Raw genomic sequence first — 17,248 nt, forward strand, 5'->3', positions numbered from 1 at the left:
ATCAACGATGCTTGCGGTGGATGACACACCGCTATCGGGAGCAAGCCCCCTCCCACAGGGGATTTTCTGTGTGCTGGGGGTTGTATGATGAGGTGGCCGGAAGTTGGAGCTCAGTCGGCGAGGAGCATCGGCGGGAGCGTGCCGAGGAGGGACACCGCCGCCACCGCTGCTACGCCCAGTAACCACTCCAGCATCACACTGGCCTTCAAGCTGTCCAGGCGTTCCTCACAGCGCTCGATACGCAGGCGGTTCAACAGCGCCAGTGCCAACATGCCCAGCACCAGCAGCACCTTGATCAACAGAATCAGGGCAAAACCATTGAACAACGGCGTGGGCCATAGCTGCCCGGTGAGCACGCGCACATTGATCAGCCCCGTCACCAGCAACCCGCTGACCAAGCCATAACCCACGCCGCTGAAGCGCTTGAGGATGGTTGCCAGCGCATCCTCTCGCTGGTGCCTGAGGACCAACACCAGCAGCAATAAGCCACCGAGCCAGGCGCCGACGCACACCAGGTGTACCACCTGGTTGAGGATCAGCAGTTGCCCGCTCAATCCATTGAGCATGGCGCCATGGCCCACTGGTGCCAGCGTGACCAGCAGCAGGGTGATCAACGGCAGGCGCAAGGCCGGCCAGGGTTTGACCAGCGCGATCACCAGCAGCAGGTTCAACAGCAGATGCCAGGCCCACACTTGGCCAAAGAAGGTTTTGCCCAGCACCAACTGCACGGTCGCCGGTTGCAGCGCCGCGCTCCAACTGCCGGCCATGCTGGCGGTGATCAACAACAACCAGGCCACGCCGGAACACAGCGCCAAGCCGGCGAGCACGCGGGTGATGTGCAGCAGGTGCCGGTCAAGTGCCGGTTGCCGTTCAGTGCCTGACAACCAGGGCCTGAAGGCACAGGCCCCGAACATCAACAGCACGACGATGAAGTGCACAAAGCGGCACAGCACCAGCAGTGTCGCCATGAATTATTGGCCGACCTTGAAGCTGTATTCGCCGTTGCTCTTGTGCGTGTCGACCGACACCGCGTTCCACACTACTCGATAGTTGCCGGCGGCCAGCGGTGCGGCAGGCGTGACGACCAGGGTCTTCTTATCGGCGTCGGGGGTTTCCAGGCCCTTGATCGCGACTTCGGTGCCGTCCTTGCTCAGCGACACCTTGGTGAAGACGGCTTCGACGCCTTCGCTGAACGTCAGGCGCAGGTCGGCAGGCGCCGCGACGGTGCTGTCGGCCGCAGGCGTCGAGCTCTTGAGGTGGGCATGCGCAAACGCGGCCGAGGCGCCCAGCAGCGATGCGAGCAGGGCGACGGTGGTCAGGGCTTTCTTGATCAACATTGTTCGATACCTTCAGGTTAGGAAGTCGGTAGAGCCATATGCAGCAAGGGAAAGGGTTTGCCTTCGCCATCCAGCGGCGAGCGTGCGACCTGGATGAAGCCATAGTGCAGATAAAACCCCACGGCCTGTGGGTTTTGTTCGTTGACGTCTACCGTCAGGGTGTCATGGCGCGCACGCGCGTGGTCGAGCAATTGCCGGCCGATGCCTTGGCCACGGCGGTCGGGTTCGATAAACAGCATCTCGACGTTATGCCCGCCGGTGCCGATGAAACCGGCGATACCCTGCGGGTCTTCATACACCCACACATCCAGGGCAGGCATGGGCAAATAGGTGTCGCGCACCAGGGGCAGCAGACGTTGGATGTCGTCCTCTGGCAGGAAGTCATGGGTGGCGCGTACCGAGCGTTCCCACAGTGCGCCGAGCACGGGGTCGTCAGTGGCGACACGAGGTCGGATAGTCATGATCTGGGTCCTTGATCGGGAGAGCGATGCTAACCAATCCGTTTTCCAGGGGAAAGGTTCGCGTCAGAAGTTTCATTGTGGTGTGTCGCCGCGCCCTGGAGCCGATGGTAGTCTTGAGGCCATGTTGTTGTCAGGGAGCCCTTATGGGCAATCACAAGATCGGAATTCGTCGAGTCAACGTCGAAAAAATCCTATTGGCGGCGGAAAAAGTCTTCGCGGTGAAAGGTTATGGCAGCACCGCCATGGCCGACATCGCCGAAGAAGTGCAATTGCCGCGCTCCAACCTGCATTACTACTTCACCACCAAGAGCGAACTGTACAGCGCGGTGCTGTTCGACCTGCTGGACGTGTGGAAACAGGACGCCCTGAGCTTCGAAACCTTCGACGATCCGCGTGTGGTGTTGAGCAGCTACATCCGCGCCAAGATGCAGCGCTCGCGCACGCGGCCCTATGGGTCGAAAGTCTGGGCCAACGAAATCATCCACGGCGCGCCGACCCTGGGCCAGGCGCTGGATGAAAGCCTGTACGACTGGGCCAAGATGAAGGAAGCGAAAATTCGCCAATGGGTGGAAGACAAACGCATCCTGCCGGTGGAGCCGTCGAGCCTGCTGTATATGATCTGGGCATCGACCCAGCACTATGCGGACTTTGATCATCAGGTGACGATTCTGAATGATCACCAGCCGCTGTCGGACATGCAGTTCGAGAAGGCCATTCAGACGGTGACCAGTGTGATTCTGCGGGGGATTGGGTTGGAACCTTGAGGTTTGTGTTGTGAGTGGTGGCCTCATCGGGAGCAAGCCCCCTCCCACAAATGACCGCATTCACCTGGAGGCATGCAATCAACTGTGGGAGGGGGCTTGCTCCCGATAGCGGCCTGAAGCCCTACACCGCCTCCCGGTAGGGGTTGCGCGGATCCTGCGTCCAATTCAAAAACGGCTTGCCCGTCTCCATCGGCACCATCTCGATACAATCCGCCACCGGGCAGGTGATCTGGCACAGGTTGCAGCCCACGCACTCATCATCGATCACGCTGTATTGATGCGTGCCATCCGCCTGTTTCACACTCGCGATCGCCTGGTGCGAGGTATCTTCACAGGCTATGTGACAACGCCCGCAGCCGATACACGCCGCCTGATCGATCTTGGCGATGACCTGGTAATTGATGTCCAGGTACTTCCAATCCGTGGTATTGCCCACCGCCCGCCCGGAAAAATCCTGCAGGCTGGTGTAGCCCTGGCTGTCCATCCAACGGGACAGCCCATCCTTCATCTCGTCCACAATCCGAAACCCATGCAACATCGCCGCCGTGCACACCTGCACCGCGCCGCACCCCAGCGCGACGAATTCGGCGGCATCGCGCCAGTTGCCGATGCCGCCAATGCCGCAGATCGGCAGGCCCTGGGTCTGCGGGTCACGGGCGATTTCCGCGACCATGTTCAAGGCAATCGGCTTGACCGCCGAACCGCAATACCCGCCGTGGGTGCTCTGGGTGCCGACCACCGGCAGGGCGACCATGCGTTCCAGGTCGACACTGGTGATGGAGTTGATGGTGTTGATCAGCGAGACCGCGTCCGCACCGCCGCGATAGGCCGCCCGCGCCGCCACACGAATGTCGGTGATATTCGGCGTGAGCTTGACGATCACCGGCAGCGAGCAGTACGTCTTGCACCAGCGCGTGACTTGTTCGACATACTCCGGCACCTGGCCTACCGCTGCGCCCATGCCGCGTTCGGGCATGCCGTGGGGGCAGCCGAAATTCAGCTCGATACCGTCGCAGCCGGTGGCCTCCACCAAGGGCAGGATGTTTTTCCACGACTGTTCGACGCAGGGCACCATCAGCGACACGATCAGCGCACGGTCCGGCCAGTCCTTTTTGACCTGGGTGATTTCCCGCAGGTTGATCTCCAGGGAACGGTCGGTGATCAGCTCGATATTGTTGATGCCCAGCACTTCACGATTGGCGCCGTAGTGGGCCGAGTAGCGTGACGACACATTGACCGCCGCCGGGTCTTCCCCCAGGGTTTTCCACACCACGCCGCCCCAGCCGGCCTCGAAGGCGCGGACCACGTTGTAGGCTTTGTCGGTGGGCGGTGCGGAGGCCAGCCAGAAGGGGTTGGAAGCCTTGATACCGGCGAACACAATCGAAAGATCGGCCATTACGCAGCCTCCACGTTCAGCATGAGTTGGGTGTGCATGGCCTCGGCGGCCAGCTTGCCGTGTTGCACCGCCTGCACGGTGAGGTCCTGGCCGAGGCTGACGCAATCGCCGCCGGCATAGACGCCTGGAATACTGGTGCGCAACTGCTCGTCGACGAAGATCCGCTCGCCGACGCGGTGCAGTTGCTGGGCCAGCGGGTCGTGCAGGGCGGCGTTGTCGAAGCCCTGGCCGATGGCCTTGAAGATGGCGTCGGCGGCCAATTCGAAGGTTTCGCCGGTGGCGTGCAGACGCCCATTTTCCATGTGCGTGCGCAGAAAGCGCATGCCGCGCACACGACCGTGATCATCCAGCAGCACGGCTTCGGGCTGGGCCCAGGTCAGCAGGCGCACCTGATTGGCCTTGGCGATGTCCTGCTCATGCTGGGTTGCGCCCATGTCCGCCAGGCCACGGCGGTACACCAGGTTCACATCGCGGGCACCCAGGCGGGCCATTTGCACGGCCATGTCGATGGCGGTGTTGCCGGCGCCGAGCACGATGCAGCGGTCGGCCAGGGGCAGTTGGGTGAGGTCCTCGGCCTGGCGCAGCTCGCGGATGTAGTCGGTGGCGGCCAGCAGGCCGGGAGCCTCTTCGTGGGGCAGACCGAGTTGTTTGCTGGCGGCCAGGCCGAGGCCGAGGAACACCGCGTCAAATTGCTGGTGCAGCTCGCTCAAGGTCAGGTTATCGCCCAGGCGCTGGCCGTGGCGAATCTCGATACCGCCGATCTGCAGCAGGAAATCCAACTCCTTTTGCGCAAAGTCATCCACCAACTTGTATTTGGCGATGCCGTATTCATTCAGCCCGCCGGCTTTTTCCCGCGCCTCGAAAATCACCACGTCATGCCCGTGCAAGGCAGCGCGATGGGCGCAGGCCAGCCCCGCAGGCCCGGCGCCGACCACCGCGATGCGTTTGCCGGTGGACGCGGCGCGCTGGAACGGGTGTTCGCTGAAGTGCGCATTGTCGATCGCGTAGCGTTGCAACAGGCCGATCAGCACCGGGGCGCATTCCTCGGCGTGGTTGCGCACGCAGGCTTGCTGGCACAGGATTTCGGTGGGGCACACCCTAGCGCAACTGCCGCCGAGGATGTTGGCCGAGAGGATTCTCTGCGCCGCACCCTGCACGTTATCGGTGTGGATATTGCGGATGAACGAGGGGATATCGATCTCGCTGGGGCACGCATTCACGCACGGCGCGTCGTAGCAATACAGGCAACGCGAGGCTTCCAGTTGGGCTTGACGACGGTTGAGGGGCGGCGCCAGGTCGCTGAAATGGCTGGCCAGCGTTGCGCCGTCTTCTTGGGGGTGGGGGAGGTGGGTCAGGGTCTGGATCACGGGGTTGGCCTCACGGTTTTGTGGGTTGCCTCTGGCGGGCATTGTTGCTGCCTGTACTGGCCTCATCGGGAGCAAGCCCGCTCCCACAGTCGACTGTGGGAGCGGGCTTGCTCGCGAATGCGCGCTCAGCGGTTCACGGCCACCGGCCTGGAATGCTCAGCCCGTTTGCTCAACTGCTCGAACACCGGCGGATACGCCGGCCGCTCCACATACCGCCCGGCGCCGCGTTCGGCGCGCAGGTCGCCATCGGCCCAGACCAGCTTGCCCTGGCTGATGGTGTGGCTCGGCACACCGCGTACGGTCTTGCCTTCGAAGATGTTGAAGTCGACATTCTGGTGGTGGGTCTTGGCGGAAATGGTCCGTGTGCCCTGCGGGTCCCACAGCACCAGGTCGGCATCCGCACCCACCCGGATCGCGCCCTTGCGCGGGTAGAGGTTGAAGATCTTCGCGGTGTTGGTGGAGGTCAGCGCGACGAAATCCTGCATCGACAGGCGCCCGGTGTTGACGCCCTCATCCCACAGCAACGCCATGCGGTCTTCGATACCGGCGGTGCCGTTGGGGATCTTGCTGAAGTCGTCACGGCCGGCGGCTTTTTGTTCGGCGCAGAAGCAGCAATGGTCGGTGGCGGTGGTGTGCAGGTTGCCCGATTGCAGCCCGTGCCACAGCGCCTCCTGATGCCCGCGTGGGCGGAACGGCGGGCTCATCACGTAGCCGGCGGCGGTTTGCCAGTCGGGGTGCTGGTAGACGCTGTCGTCCAGCAGCAGGTGGCCGGCGAGGACCTCGCCATACACCGGCTGGCCCTTGCCACGGGCGTAGGTGATTTCGTCGAGGGCTTCCTGGGTCGATACGTGCACCAGGTACAACGGCGTGCCCAGGGTCTCGGCGATACGGATTGCGCGGCTGGCCGCTTCACCCTCCACCTGGGACGGCCGCGACAGCGGGTGTGCTTCCGGCCCGGTGATGCCCTGGGCCATCAGCTTGCGTTGCAGGTGATACACCAGCTCGCCGTTTTCCGCATGCACAGTGGGCACCGCGCCCAGTTCCAGGCAGCGTTCGAAGCTGGCGACCAGCGTGTCATCGGCCGCCATGATCGCGTTCTTGTAGGCCATGAAGTGCTTGAAGCTGTTGATGCCGTGATGGCTGACCAGTTCGGCCATTTCCTCGCGCACCTGCTCGCTCCACCAGGTGATCGCAACGTGAAAACCGTAGTCGGCCGCGGACTTCTGTGCCCAGCCGCGCCACTGGTGAAAGGCTTCAAGCAATGACTGCTGGGGGTTGGGAATCACAAAGTCGATGATCGAGGTGGTGCCCCCTGCCAGGCCCGCCGCCGTGCCAGTGAAAAAATCTTCGCTGGCCACGGTGCCCATGAAGGGCAGTTGCATATGGGTATGAGGGTCGATGCCGCCAGGCATCAAGTACTGGCCGCTGCCGTCGAGTATTTCAGTGCCGGCGGGAATATCCAGCTGAGTCCCTATGGCCCGGATTAGACCGTCTGCGCATAAAACATCGGCGCGGTAACTTTCATCATGGGTAATAACGGTGGCGCCACGGATCAACAGCGACATGTCGAGTTCCTCACAGGCTTGACCGGCTTGTGCCAGTTCTAAGTGTTGTAATGCTGCTTTCCGATGCTCGGTTAATTCTTGTCATCGGTGACAGGAATAGAAACTAGCCCGAGATTTTCGATTGGGCAAGAAGATTTTTTATAAGCTTATATCGTCTTTAATATATTGATTTATAAGGATAAAAAATAAAAATCACCAAAATGTAGCGATGTCTCACCATTTTGACGCACTTGACAGGTTCTTAAATTGAGCAACATTTCTTATTGCAAATCAGACGCTTGAGAGATGCCTCTTGACGGGGCCGGTAAATAAAAATAATTGTGTTGCACCAGATTGAGTCCTGACGGTTCGGGCAACTTCCACGTTATTTAGCCTGAGTAGCGCGGCGAGTGCCTGAGGCTCAATCGGAAAGTTGATAAACATCAGTACGTTATATAAGCGGTGTGGGTTCGAGGTGGGCGGTCGGCACGGTTATTGAGTGCAATGGCGGCTGGCCGGACCCGTGATGTCATGTTGTTAACGCGGTACTCCGGCCACCCAGGTTCAAACCCTGGGTGAGCAACAATAATTCGAAAAAACCGTGGAGCGGCCATGCAACAGAACAGATCGCAAGTCATTGAACGCAACGGCCTGTACGAACTCGACGCCGGCCCCGACGTCCTCGACAGCCCTCGCTACAACCACGACATGGCACCGACCAAGGTGCATGAACGCACCTGGAACAAATGGCACATCACCGCGCTGTGGGTCGGCATGTCGATCTGCGTGCCGACCTACACCCTGGGCGGGGTACTGACGGCCTACTTCGGGCTGACGGTGGGCGAGGCGCTGATGGCGATCTTGCTGGCCAATATCGTGGTGCTGATCCCGCTGACCCTTAACGCGTTTCCCGGCACGAAGTACGGCATTCCCTTTCCGGTGTTGTTGCGTTCGTCCTTCGGCATTCTCGGCTCCAATGTGCCGTGCCTGATCCGGGCGCTGGTGGCGTGCGGTTGGTTCGGGATCCAGACGATGTTTGGCGGGCTGGCGATCCACCTGTTCCTGGGCTCGATTTTCGAGGGCTGGAAGTCCCTGGGCGGCACTGGCGAAGTGATCGGCTTCATGATCTTCTGGACCCTGAACCTGTGGGTGGTATTGCGTGGCGCCGAATCGATCAAGCGCCTGGAAACCCTGTCGGCACCGTTGCTGGTGGCGGTGGGGATCGGTCTGCTGGTGTGGGCGATGCCGAATGTGTCGCTCAGCGAGCTCATGGCCATCCCACCCAAGCGCCCTGAAGGCGCGAGCCTCACCGGTTACTTCATGGCCGGGCTCACTGCGATGGTGGGTTTCTGGGCCACGTTGTCGCTGAATATTCCCGACTTCAGCCGCTACGCCAGGAGCCAGAAGGACCAGATCCTGGGGCAGATTTTCGGCCTGCCGCTGACCATGTTCCTGTTTGCCGCCCTCGGCGTGATCATGACAGCCGCGTCGGTCAAGCTGGTGGGTGTCAGCGTGTCCGACCCGGTGAGCCTGATCGGGCATATCCAGAGCCCGGTGTGGGTTGCGATTGCCATGGCGTTGATCATTATCGCGACGTTGTCCACCAACACGGCGGCGAACATCGTGTCGCCCACCAATGACTTTCAGAACATTGCGCCCAAGCTGATCAACCGCACCACCGCCGTGATCTTGACTGGCTTGGTGGGGCTGGCATTGATGGGCCACGAGTTGCTGAAAAAGCTCGGGCTGATTGTTTCCGATGTGAGCCTGGAGACCGTCTATTCCAACTGGTTGCTCGGCTATTCAAGCCTGCTGGGGCCTATCGCCGGGATCATGGTGGTGGACTACTTCATCACCCGCAAACAGCAATTGGACCTCGCCGGCCTGTACCGCGATGACATTTACCCTGCTTGGAACTGGAGTGGCTTTATCGCCTTCGGCGTGCCGGTGGTGCTGACCTTGCTGTCGCTGGGCAGCGACGCGTTCAGTTGGTTCTACAGCTACGGCTGGTTTACCGGTTCGGCACTGGGCGGTGTGTTGTATTACGGCCTGAATGCCAAGCGCGGCATCAGCCCGGTCACGGCCAAATCCTCGTTGTGAGAGGTTGAAATGCAATTCAAATGTGGGAGCGGGCTTGCTCGCGATGAGGCCGCGTCAGTCGCTGCAAATGTCGTCTGGAAGAGCGCGTTCGCGAGCAAGCCCGCTCCCACATTTTTGGCCTCATTCCATGACTGGAATCGGGTCAACCCATAAGAAATGTAGCCTGAGGAGATCCCCCATGAACGCTGTGACGGACGTTCTGCAATCCACCCATCAGCACATCAACCGCGACCGCTTGTGGCAGTCCCTGATGGACCTGGCCAGGCTCGGCGCCACGCCCAAGGGCGGCGTATGCCGCCTGGCCCTGACCGACCTCGATCGCAAGGCCCGCGATCTGTTCGTGCAGTGGTGCGAGGAGGCGGGTTGCACGGTCACCATCGACGGCATCGGCAATATCTTCGCGCGCCGCCCCGGGCGCAATCCCAACCTGCCACCGGTAATGACCGGTAGCCATATCGACACCCAGCCCACCGGGGGCAAGTTCGACGGTTGCTTTGGCGTGCTGGCCGGCGTGGAAGTGCTGCGCACGCTCAATGACCTGAAGCTGGAAACCGAGGCCCCGCTGGAAGTGGTGGTGTGGACCAACGAAGAAGGCTCGCGTTTTCCACCGTGCATGATGGGCTCCGGGGTGTTCGCCGAGAAATTCACCTTGGCCGATACCCTGGCCAGGGTCGATGCGGAGGGGGTCAGCGTGGGCGATGCGTTGAATGCGATCGGCTACGCGGGAGCACGTCCGGTCAGCGGGCACAAAGTCGGCGCGTATTTCGAGGCGCATATCGAGCAAGGGCCGATTCTCGAGGACGAGAAAAAAACCATCGGTGTGGTGCTGGGGGCATTGGGGCAGAAGTGGTTCGACCTGAAACTGCGCGGCGTTGAAGCCCATGCGGGACCGACGCCGATGCACCTGCGCAAGGATGCTTTGGTCGGCGCGGCAGCGGTAGTGGCGGCGGTGAATGCAGCGGCGTTGGGGCACCAGCCCCATGCGTGTGGAACCGTGGGTTGCCTGCAAGCCTATCCTGGCTCGCGCAACGTCATTCCGGGTGAAGTACGCATGACCCTGGACTTCCGCCATCTGGAGCCGGCGCGGCTGGATTCGATGATTGCCCAAGTGCGCAAGGTGATCGATGAGACCTGTGCCAAACATGGCCTGAGCTTCGAGATGGAGCCTACGGCGGATTTCCCCGCGCTGTATTTCGACCAGGGCTGCGTCAAGGCTGTGCGCGACGCGGCCAATGGCCTGGGCCTGTCGAACATGGACATCGTCAGCGGGGCAGGGCACGACGCGATTTTCGTCGCTGAACTCGGCCCGGCAGGGATGATCTTCGTGCCGTGTGAAGGCGGCATCAGCCACAACGAAATCGAAAACGCCACCCCGGATGATCTGGCGGCAGGCTGTGCAGTCTTGTTGCGCGCAATGGTTGCTGCTTCAGCCGCCATCGCCAGCGGCAGACTCGCTGCCTGAAAAGCAGTTGAGGAAGGTGGGTGGGGGGCGAGCCCTAATGCCAGTCAGTTAATAAGCGACAGAGCGGACGATGGATAACCTGTGGGAGGGGGCTTGCTCCCGATAGGCCGCGCAGCGGCCTCAAAAATGGGCCTGCTACGCAGTCCATCGGGAGCAAGCCCCCTCCCACATTGGACTCACACTGCGCAATGTTTGGCGCTATATCCAGATTGCGTCCCATAGCGGATAGTCACCTATGCGCTTCACCAACCCCGCTCGCAGCGGGTTGGCCACCACGTATCTGGCCATTTTTACCAAGTCGTCCTCCTTGCGCAGCGCCCGGTCATGGAAGCCTTCCTGCCAGAGCCGTCCCTTGCGCCCACTCGCACCGTTGACGGTTCGCGTACTTCTGGATTTCACCTGGCACATCAGATCCGCCAGCGAGCCTTTTTTCAGCTCGAGCAAGCAATGGAAATGGTCCGGCATGACGACCCAGGCCATGGAGTTCGCCAGCCCTTTGTATTGGGCCAGCCGAAATTGCCAGACCACCAGGCGGCCGAGGTGGAAGTCGCTGAATAGGGGTAGGCGTTCGTGGGTTTTGGTGGTGATGAGATAGATGCGGTTCGGTTCGCTGAAACGACCGATACGCAGGCGGTGTGAAGCGGGTAGATCTGCCATTCCCTGGGCCTCTCTAGATGGGTTTAGAGAGGCTAGATTGGGGAGTGAGAGGCTGATGGGCAGGGGTTTGGCAGGATGTGTCCAGGCGGACGCTATCGGGAGCAAGCCCCCTCCCACATTGGCTCTGCGGCGTGCATACATAATGTGTCTGGTCGTAGGACCAGTGTGGGAGGGGGCTTGCTCCCGATAGCGGTCGTCAGCTCATGCGTCAGGTTGCCATCCACCCCCCAATGCCGTGACCAACCCCACGCTCGCCTGTAACTGCCGTGTCTGCACCGCCTGCAAGGTTCTCTGCGCCTGCAGTGCGGCGGTTTGTGCAGTCACCACATCCAGATAACTCACCGCCCCGGCCTGATAGCTGTTCATCGCCAGAGACTCGGTATGCTGCGCCGCATCCGCCGCCGCCTGTTCATCCTGTGCCTCCTGTTGCAAATCCCTTAGCTGCGCCAGGTTATCTTCCACCTCCCGCACGGCCTTCAACACCTGGCTGCGGTATTGCGCAGAGGCTTCTTCAAACTCGGCTTTGGCCTGGCGCTCATTGGCGCTCAAGCGTCCGCCATCAAAGATCGGCAGGTTTACCAACGGCCCCAGCGCCCAGTAACGGTTGCCGGCCGACAGCAGGTTGCCGACGCCTTGGGTCTGCCCGCCAATCAAGCCGGTCAGGCTGAAATCCGGATACCAGGCCGCCTTGGCCACGCCAATATTGGCATTGGCGGCAAACACTCGGCGTTCCGCCGCCGCGATGTCGGGGCGACGTTGCAGCAGTTGGCTCGGCAGTTGTGAAGGCATTCCTGGCAAAGCGATCAGTTGCTGACTTGCCGGCAAGGTGAAGTCGCTGGCCGCTACGCCGACCAATTCGCCGATGGCATGTTCGGTCAGGTTGCGTTGCCCACGCACTTCATCCCATTGTGCCTTGGCTTCGGCCAGTTGGTTTTGGGCGCGGGTCAGGTCCAGCTCAGAAGCAATCTGACCTTCATAGCGGCTACGGGTCAGTTGCAATGCCTGGCTGAAATCATCCAGCGAGCGGTTGAGGATCCGCGCTTGCGCATCCAGCCCATTGAGTTGCACATACAGGGTCGCCAACTGGTGTTGCAGGCTCAGGCGTGCCACCGCCAGGTCGTCCCCGGACGCCTGCGCCTGGGCATCCCCGGCGGCGACCTGATTACGGATCTTGCCCCATAGGTCCAGGTCGTAGCTCAGGGCAAACCCTGCGCTATTGCTGTTGTACACCGACGGCTGCGTGGCGCCGCGCAGTGGCCGTGAATCCGACTGGCGCTGACGCAAGGTTTGTGCGCTGGCGGTGATCTGCGGGAACAGCCCTGCGTGCAGTTGGCTGGCGTAGGCCTGGGACGCATCGAAGTGTGCCAGCGCCGCAGCCAGGTCCGGGTTGGCCTTGAGCAGTTGTTGTTGCAGGTCATTGAGGCGCGCGTCGTGGTAGAGCTTCCACCACTGGGGAGCCAGGCGATCGGACGGTTGCGCGCTGCGCCACGGACCGTCGCTGGTCTGTTCACGGTAACCGGCCGGCAGGTCCACCGCTGGCACCTGGTAGGCGGGGGCCATCGAGCAGCCTTGCAGCATCAGCAGCATTAATGCGGCGAGGGGTTTAAGCCTTGGGCGCATGCGCACCTCCGGAGGCATCGGCCAGTTGTACCGGGTCACCTTCGCGCAGGGCGTCGGGTGGGTTGTCGACCACGCGGTCGGCGGGTTTCAAACCTTGGTCGACGACCAGGCGCTCGCCGAGGTCGAGGCCGATGTGGATGTCCCGCAGGTGCACGTGGTTCTGCGCATCCAGCACCGCGACTTGGGTGCCTTGGGCGCGAAAGATCAACGCGCTGGCCGGAATGCTGACGCCGTGGGTGTCTGCCGGAATCGGCAGGGTGGCTTCGGCATAGTCACCCGGCAGCAACTCGCCCTTGGGGTTGTCGGCGACGAACTGGGCGAGCAGGGTGCCGGAGCGGCGATCGATGGCGGTGGAGTCGCCGATCAGGCGCGCCTTGAAGTGCTCGCCGGGGTGTTCGGGCACCGTCAGCTTGGCTTCGAGACCCGGGCGGATCACCGCCGCATAGTTCTGTGGCACCGGCACGTAGAGGCGCAACTGATGCGTGTCGGCGATATCGAACAGTTCCGGGTCGCTGTCGGTATCGGCCTTGATCAACTGGCCGATATCGGTGTTGCGTGCGGTGATGGTGCCGGTGAAGGGCGCGCGCAGGGTCTTGTAGCTCTCCAGCGCCGACAGGCGTGCGTAATCGGCAGCCGCAGCTTCAGCATTGGCTTTGGCGGCGGCGGCGTTGGAGGTTTTTTCATCGGCCTCCTGGCGCGACACCGAGTGGCTGGCCAGCAGGTTTTGCCAGCGTGTGGCGGTGGTTTGCGCCAGGCGTGCATCAGCCTGTTGCTGAATCAGCCGGGCGTGGGCTTGTGCCACTTGCTGATCAAGGTCCGGGCTGTCGATTTCGGCGAGCACCTGGCCAGCTTTCACCGGGCTGCCGATGTCGACTTTCCAGTCCTTCAAGTAGCCGCTGACCCGGGCGTGGATCGGTGCCTTGCTCCAGGCTTCCAGGTGCGCGGGCAAACGCAGGGTATCGCCGGCGGCGTTCTGTTGGGGTTGGAACACCATCACCTGTGGGATGGCGGCGGTTTCCGTCCAGGCGGTAACCGATTGCTCGTGCAGTGTGCGGGCGTGCAGGCCGTTGGCGACCAACAGGGCGGCCACAGTCAGGCCGCCGACACCCATGAGCATCAAGCGCTTGCGCGAGGGTTTGTGATCAGACGACATGTGAAGTTTCTCCAGCAACAGCGCGAGTAGAGTGACGACCGTGGACCAGGCTGAAGACCACGGGAACAAACAACAAAGTGGCAGTGGTGGCGAGGATCAAGCCGCCGATCACCGCCCGGCCCAGAGGCGCGTTCTGCTCTTCGGAAAGGGCCAGCGGCAACATGCCGATGATCATCGCCAGGGCGGTCATGCACACCGGGCGAAAGCGTGTGTAGCCGGCTTCCAGCGCAGCCTTTAGCGCATCGCCATGTTCGGCCAGGCGTTCGCGGCAGAAGCTCACCACCAGGATCGAGTTGGCGGTGGCCACGCCCATGCACAGGATGGCGCCGGTGAGCGCCGGCACCGACAGCGAGGTGCCGCTGAGGAACAGCATCCACACGATGCCCGCCAAGGCAGCCGGCAGGGCGGTGATAATCACGAACGGGTCGACCCACGACTGGAAGTTGACCACGATCAGCAGGTAGATCAGCACGACCGCACCGAGCAGGCCGAAGCTCAAACCGCTGAAGGCTTCGTGCAACGCGTCGATTTGCCCATGCAGGCTGATCACCGCGCCTTTGGGGCGCATGGAGGCGGTGTCGTCGAGCACTTTTTGCACGTCACGGGCCACGCCCCCCAGGTCACGGCCTTGCACGTTGGCGTACAGGTCCAGGGTCGGTTGGATATTGTAGTGAGTCACCACCGCCGGGCTTTGCACGCGGGAGATGGTTGCCACGCCGCCGAGGATTTGCGACTGGCCATCAGCCCCTGTGACCGGCAGCGCTTCCAGTGACGGCAAGCTGTCCAGGCGGTATTGCGGCGTTGCAGCGACGATGGAGTACGACACGCCGTTCGCCGGGTTCAGCCAGAAGGTCGGCGCGGTTTGCGAGCTGCCCGCGAGGGAGGCGACCATGCTGTTGGTCACGTCCTTCTCGGTAATCCCCAGGCCATTGGCACGCATGCGGTCGACGTTGACTTGCAGCGACGGGTAGCCGGTGGACTGCTGGATACGCAAGTCGGCGATGCCTGGAATGTGCGACAGGTGACGTTCCAGTTCCACGGCGTAGGCGCGGTTTTCTGCATCGCTGCGCCCGGAGATTTTCACATCCAGTGGTGCGGGGGCGCCGAAGTTGAGGATCTGGCTGCTGATATCGGCCGGCAGGAACGCGAAGTGGCTGCCGGGGAAACTCTGCGGCAAGACTTCACGCAGTTTTTTCACGTAGTCGGCGGTGGGCGCATGGTCTTTTTTCAGGCTGACCTGGATGTCGCCATCCTGCGGACCGATAGTGCCGCTGCTGCTGTAGGCCATGTCGATGCCGCTCAGCGGAATGCCGATGTTGTCGACGATGGTGTCCAGTTCTTGCGCCGGGATCACTTCGCGAATCCGCGCTTCAATGCGGTCGAACGCCGCCGCGCTTTCTTCGATACGCGTGCCCAGCGGCAAGCGTACGTGCAGGGCCAGGGCGCCGGCGTCGGTGGCCGGAAAGAAATCCTGGCCCAGGCTCGGCAGCAGCAGGAACGAGGCGAGCACGCACGCCAGGAAACCTGCGATAAAGCGTTTGCGGTTGCCCAGCGCCAAGGTCAGCAGGCCGTGGTAGGTGTCGCGGATGTTCGAGAAGTGACGCTCGAAGCCTTGCTGAAAATTCAGCACCGATTGCAGCAGGCGATTGCGCGTTTTCTGGTGCTGCTCGCCCTCGTGGTGGTTGATGAATGCATCTTCCGGGTGATGCCCCGCGCCTTGTTCCGGCGTATGTGGCTTGAGCAGGAACATCGCCAGGGTCGGCACCAGCGTGCGCGAGAGGATGAACGAGCTGGCCATGGCAAAGATCACCGCCAGGGCCATCGGCCGGAACAGGTAGCCGGCAATCCCGTTCAGCAGGAACATCGGCACGAACACGATGCAGATACACAGCAGCGAGACGAATGCCGGGCCGACGATCTGCGCGGCGCCGTCGAGGATCGCGGTTTTCACCGCCTTGCCTTGTTCCAGGTGCCAGTTGATGTTCTCGATGGTCACCGTGGCGTCGTCCACCAGGATCCCGACCGCCAACGCCAACCCGCCGAGGGTCATCACGTTGAGGGTTTGCCCGCTGACAGCCAGCAGCGCGATGGCTGATAGCACCGCCAGGGGGATCGAGGCGGCAATGATCAGGGTGGAGCGCCAACTGCCGAGGAACAGCAGGATCATTGCACTGGTCAGCAGCGCGGCGATGATGCCTTCCTGGGCTACGCTACCGACCGATTGCTTGACGAACACCGAGGCGTCACCGAGCAGCGAGGTCTTCAGCGAAGGTGGCAGGGTTTCGTTGATGCGCGGCAGCATCTGGCGAATACCGTCGATGATCGACAGGGTGGAAATGCTGCCGTTTTTCAGTGCCGGCATCAGTACGGCGCGGTGGCCGTCGACCCGCACGATGTTGGTCTGCGGTGGCGAGCCGTCACGCACGTGGGCGACTTGGCCGATGGTGATCAGCGCGCCGTCGACGGTCTTGATCGGCAGGTCGTTGAGCTCATCGATGGCCTTGGGGCTGTTGTTGAGCAGAATCGTGTATTCATTGGGGCCGAGCTTGGCGGTGCCCACCGGGATGATCTGGTTTTGCAGCGCCAGGGCATTGCCCACGTCCTGCGCCGACAGGCCTTTGGCGGCGAGTGCCTGGGGGTCGAGGTCGAGGGTGATCTGCCGCTGCTTGCCGCCCATGGGGGTAGGCATGGCCAGGCCGGGCAGGGCACTTAAAGGCAGGCGAATGTTGTTCTGCACCAGGTCGCGGATCTTGGCTTCCGAGAGGCTGGGGCTGGAGAACGCCATTTGCAGGATCGGCACCGTGGAGGCGCTGTAGTTGAGGATCAGTGGCGGCGTGATACCGGGCGGCATCTGCTTGAGCACGGTTTGTGAAACAGCGGTCACCTGGGCGTTGGCGGTACGGATATCCACGCCGGGTTGGAAGAAGATCTTCACGATGCCCATGCCGGGCAGCGATTGCGATTCGATATGTTCGATGTCGTTGACGGTGGTGCTCAGGGAGCGTTCATAGGTGTAGATCACCCGGCCGGCCATGGCGTCCGGTGACAGGCCGTTGTACTGCCAGACCACGGCGACTACGGGGATGCCGATATCGGGAAACACATCCGTAGGGGTTCGCAGGGCCGCCATCGGCCCGATGATGCAAATGAATATGGCCAACACGATAAACGTGTACGGCTTTTGCAGTGCGGTCTTTACCAGCCCGAGCATGCGTGAACCTCCGAGGGAGCAGGATTGCAAACCCCGGCAGTCTTGCCCGACCCACCTAACACGCACCTTTCAGCCAAATGAAGGAACATTTAGTTAAGCGCTTAAGAACCTTTCATGTGTATTCATTTGTTCTACAAAGGGCCGCTCCCCAAGCTTGTCATCTATCGGCGGCGACA

At 61.9% G+C, this 17,248-nt stretch carries 13 protein-coding genes; 3 read left to right on the plus strand and 10 right to left on the minus strand.

Going from position 1 to position 17,248, the window contains the following annotated elements:
- Positions 1-110: 110 nt before the first annotated feature.
- The 3 genes from copD to ACQRBV_RS18100 are packed head-to-tail and all read right to left on the minus strand — an operon-like array spanning position 111 to position 1,798.
- Positions 111-968 carry a copper homeostasis membrane protein CopD gene (gene copD, locus ACQRBV_RS18090; protein ID WP_411985625.1) on the minus strand — a complete coding sequence of 286 codons (858 nt, stop codon included), beginning with the start codon at positions 966-968 and terminating at the stop codon, positions 111-113.
- A 3-nt stretch (positions 969-971) separates the two neighbouring features.
- Positions 972-1,337, minus strand: a complete 366-nt coding sequence (gene copC, locus ACQRBV_RS18095; RefSeq protein WP_060756777.1) for a copper homeostasis periplasmic binding protein CopC — start codon at positions 1,335-1,337, stop codon at positions 972-974.
- A gap of 17 nt (positions 1,338-1,354) precedes the next feature.
- On the minus strand, positions 1,355-1,798 hold the full coding sequence (locus ACQRBV_RS18100; RefSeq protein ID WP_060756776.1) for a GNAT family N-acetyltransferase: 444 nt from the start codon (positions 1,796-1,798) through the stop codon (positions 1,355-1,357).
- Between the two features lie 143 nt (positions 1,799-1,941).
- On the opposite strand from ACQRBV_RS18100, the gene ACQRBV_RS18105 reads away from it, so the two are divergent.
- Entirely contained in the window at positions 1,942-2,562 is a 621-nt protein-coding gene (locus ACQRBV_RS18105) for a TetR/AcrR family transcriptional regulator (protein WP_060756775.1), read from the plus strand.
- A 121-nt stretch (positions 2,563-2,683) separates the two neighbouring features.
- On the opposite strand, the gene preA is transcribed toward ACQRBV_RS18105, so the two are convergent.
- From preA to hydA, 3 genes are all read right to left on the minus strand, one after another.
- Positions 2,684-3,958, minus strand: coding sequence for an NAD-dependent dihydropyrimidine dehydrogenase subunit PreA (gene preA / locus ACQRBV_RS18110; RefSeq protein WP_411985626.1), 1,275 nt, complete (start codon positions 3,956-3,958; stop codon positions 2,684-2,686).
- Positions 3,958-5,325, minus strand: coding sequence for an NAD(P)-dependent oxidoreductase (locus ACQRBV_RS18115; RefSeq protein WP_411985668.1), 1,368 nt, complete (start codon positions 5,323-5,325; stop codon positions 3,958-3,960). Before ACQRBV_RS18115 ends, preA begins: the two co-directional genes overlap by 1 nt.
- A gap of 125 nt (positions 5,326-5,450) precedes the next feature.
- The gene (gene hydA, locus ACQRBV_RS18120; RefSeq protein WP_411985627.1) at positions 5,451-6,890 is read right to left on the minus strand and encodes a dihydropyrimidinase; all 1,440 of its coding nucleotides are present in this window, start codon (positions 6,888-6,890) and stop codon (positions 5,451-5,453) included.
- Positions 6,891-7,481: 591 nt separating this feature from the next.
- Between hydA and ACQRBV_RS18125 the strand changes: the two genes are divergently transcribed.
- The gene (locus tag ACQRBV_RS18125; RefSeq protein ID WP_090370071.1) at positions 7,482-8,969 is read left to right on the plus strand and encodes an NCS1 family nucleobase:cation symporter-1; all 1,488 of its coding nucleotides are present in this window, start codon (positions 7,482-7,484) and stop codon (positions 8,967-8,969) included.
- Positions 8,970-9,147: 178 nt separating this feature from the next.
- Entirely contained in the window at positions 9,148-10,431 is a 1,284-nt protein-coding gene (locus ACQRBV_RS18130) for a Zn-dependent hydrolase (protein WP_411985628.1), read from the plus strand.
- Positions 10,432-10,629: 198 nt separating this feature from the next.
- On the opposite strand, the gene ACQRBV_RS18135 is transcribed toward ACQRBV_RS18130, so the two are convergent.
- From ACQRBV_RS18135 to ACQRBV_RS18150, 4 genes are all read right to left on the minus strand, one after another.
- Complete coding sequence (locus ACQRBV_RS18135; protein ID WP_411985629.1) at positions 10,630-11,088, minus strand: REP-associated tyrosine transposase; 459 nt, start codon at positions 11,086-11,088, stop codon at positions 10,630-10,632.
- A 201-nt stretch (positions 11,089-11,289) separates the two neighbouring features.
- Entirely contained in the window at positions 11,290-12,708 is a 1,419-nt protein-coding gene (locus ACQRBV_RS18140; protein WP_411985630.1) for an efflux transporter outer membrane subunit, read from the minus strand.
- A complete protein-coding gene (locus tag ACQRBV_RS18145) occupies positions 12,692-13,861 on the minus strand; it encodes an efflux RND transporter periplasmic adaptor subunit (RefSeq protein ID WP_411985631.1) in 1,170 nt (389 codons plus the stop codon). The genes ACQRBV_RS18140 and ACQRBV_RS18145 overlap by 17 nt, the downstream gene beginning before the upstream one ends.
- A complete protein-coding gene (locus ACQRBV_RS18150; RefSeq protein ID WP_411985632.1) occupies positions 13,851-17,072 on the minus strand; it encodes an efflux RND transporter permease subunit in 3,222 nt (1,073 codons plus the stop codon). Before ACQRBV_RS18150 ends, ACQRBV_RS18145 begins: the two co-directional genes overlap by 11 nt.
- Positions 17,073-17,248: the final 176 nt, after the last annotated feature.

It is taken from the genome of Pseudomonas sp. R11F, from assembly GCF_050312575.1.
GTDB classification, from domain to species: domain Bacteria; phylum Pseudomonadota; class Gammaproteobacteria; order Pseudomonadales; family Pseudomonadaceae; genus Aquipseudomonas; species Aquipseudomonas palleroniana.

Bases quoted from the DNA above. Each gene is read 5' to 3' on its own strand.
- copD (WP_411985625.1), bottom strand. From the start codon at position 968: ATGGCGACACTGCTGGTGCTGTGCCGCTTTGTGCACTTCATCGTCGTG.
- copC (WP_060756777.1), bottom strand. From the start codon at position 1,337: ATGTTGATCAAGAAAGCCCTGACCACCGTCGCCCTGCTCGCATCGCTG.
- ACQRBV_RS18100 (WP_060756776.1), bottom strand. From the start codon at position 1,798: ATGACTATCCGACCTCGTGTCGCCACTGACGACCCCGTGCTCGGCGCA.
- ACQRBV_RS18105 (WP_060756775.1), top strand. From the start codon at position 1,942: ATGGGCAATCACAAGATCGGAATTCGTCGAGTCAACGTCGAAAAAATC.
- preA (WP_411985626.1), bottom strand. From the start codon at position 3,958: ATGGCCGATCTTTCGATTGTGTTCGCCGGTATCAAGGCTTCCAACCCC.
- hydA (WP_411985627.1), bottom strand. From the start codon at position 6,890: ATGTCGCTGTTGATCCGTGGCGCCACCGTTATTACCCATGATGAAAGT.
- ACQRBV_RS18125 (WP_090370071.1), top strand. From the start codon at position 7,482: ATGCAACAGAACAGATCGCAAGTCATTGAACGCAACGGCCTGTACGAA.
- ACQRBV_RS18130 (WP_411985628.1), top strand. From the start codon at position 9,148: ATGAACGCTGTGACGGACGTTCTGCAATCCACCCATCAGCACATCAAC.
- ACQRBV_RS18135 (WP_411985629.1), bottom strand. From the start codon at position 11,088: ATGGCAGATCTACCCGCTTCACACCGCCTGCGTATCGGTCGTTTCAGC.
- ACQRBV_RS18140 (WP_411985630.1), bottom strand. From the start codon at position 12,708: ATGCGCCCAAGGCTTAAACCCCTCGCCGCATTAATGCTGCTGATGCTG.
- ACQRBV_RS18145 (WP_411985631.1), bottom strand. From the start codon at position 13,861: ATGTCGTCTGATCACAAACCCTCGCGCAAGCGCTTGATGCTCATGGGT.
- ACQRBV_RS18150 (WP_411985632.1), bottom strand. From the start codon at position 17,072: ATGCTCGGGCTGGTAAAGACCGCACTGCAAAAGCCGTACACGTTTATC.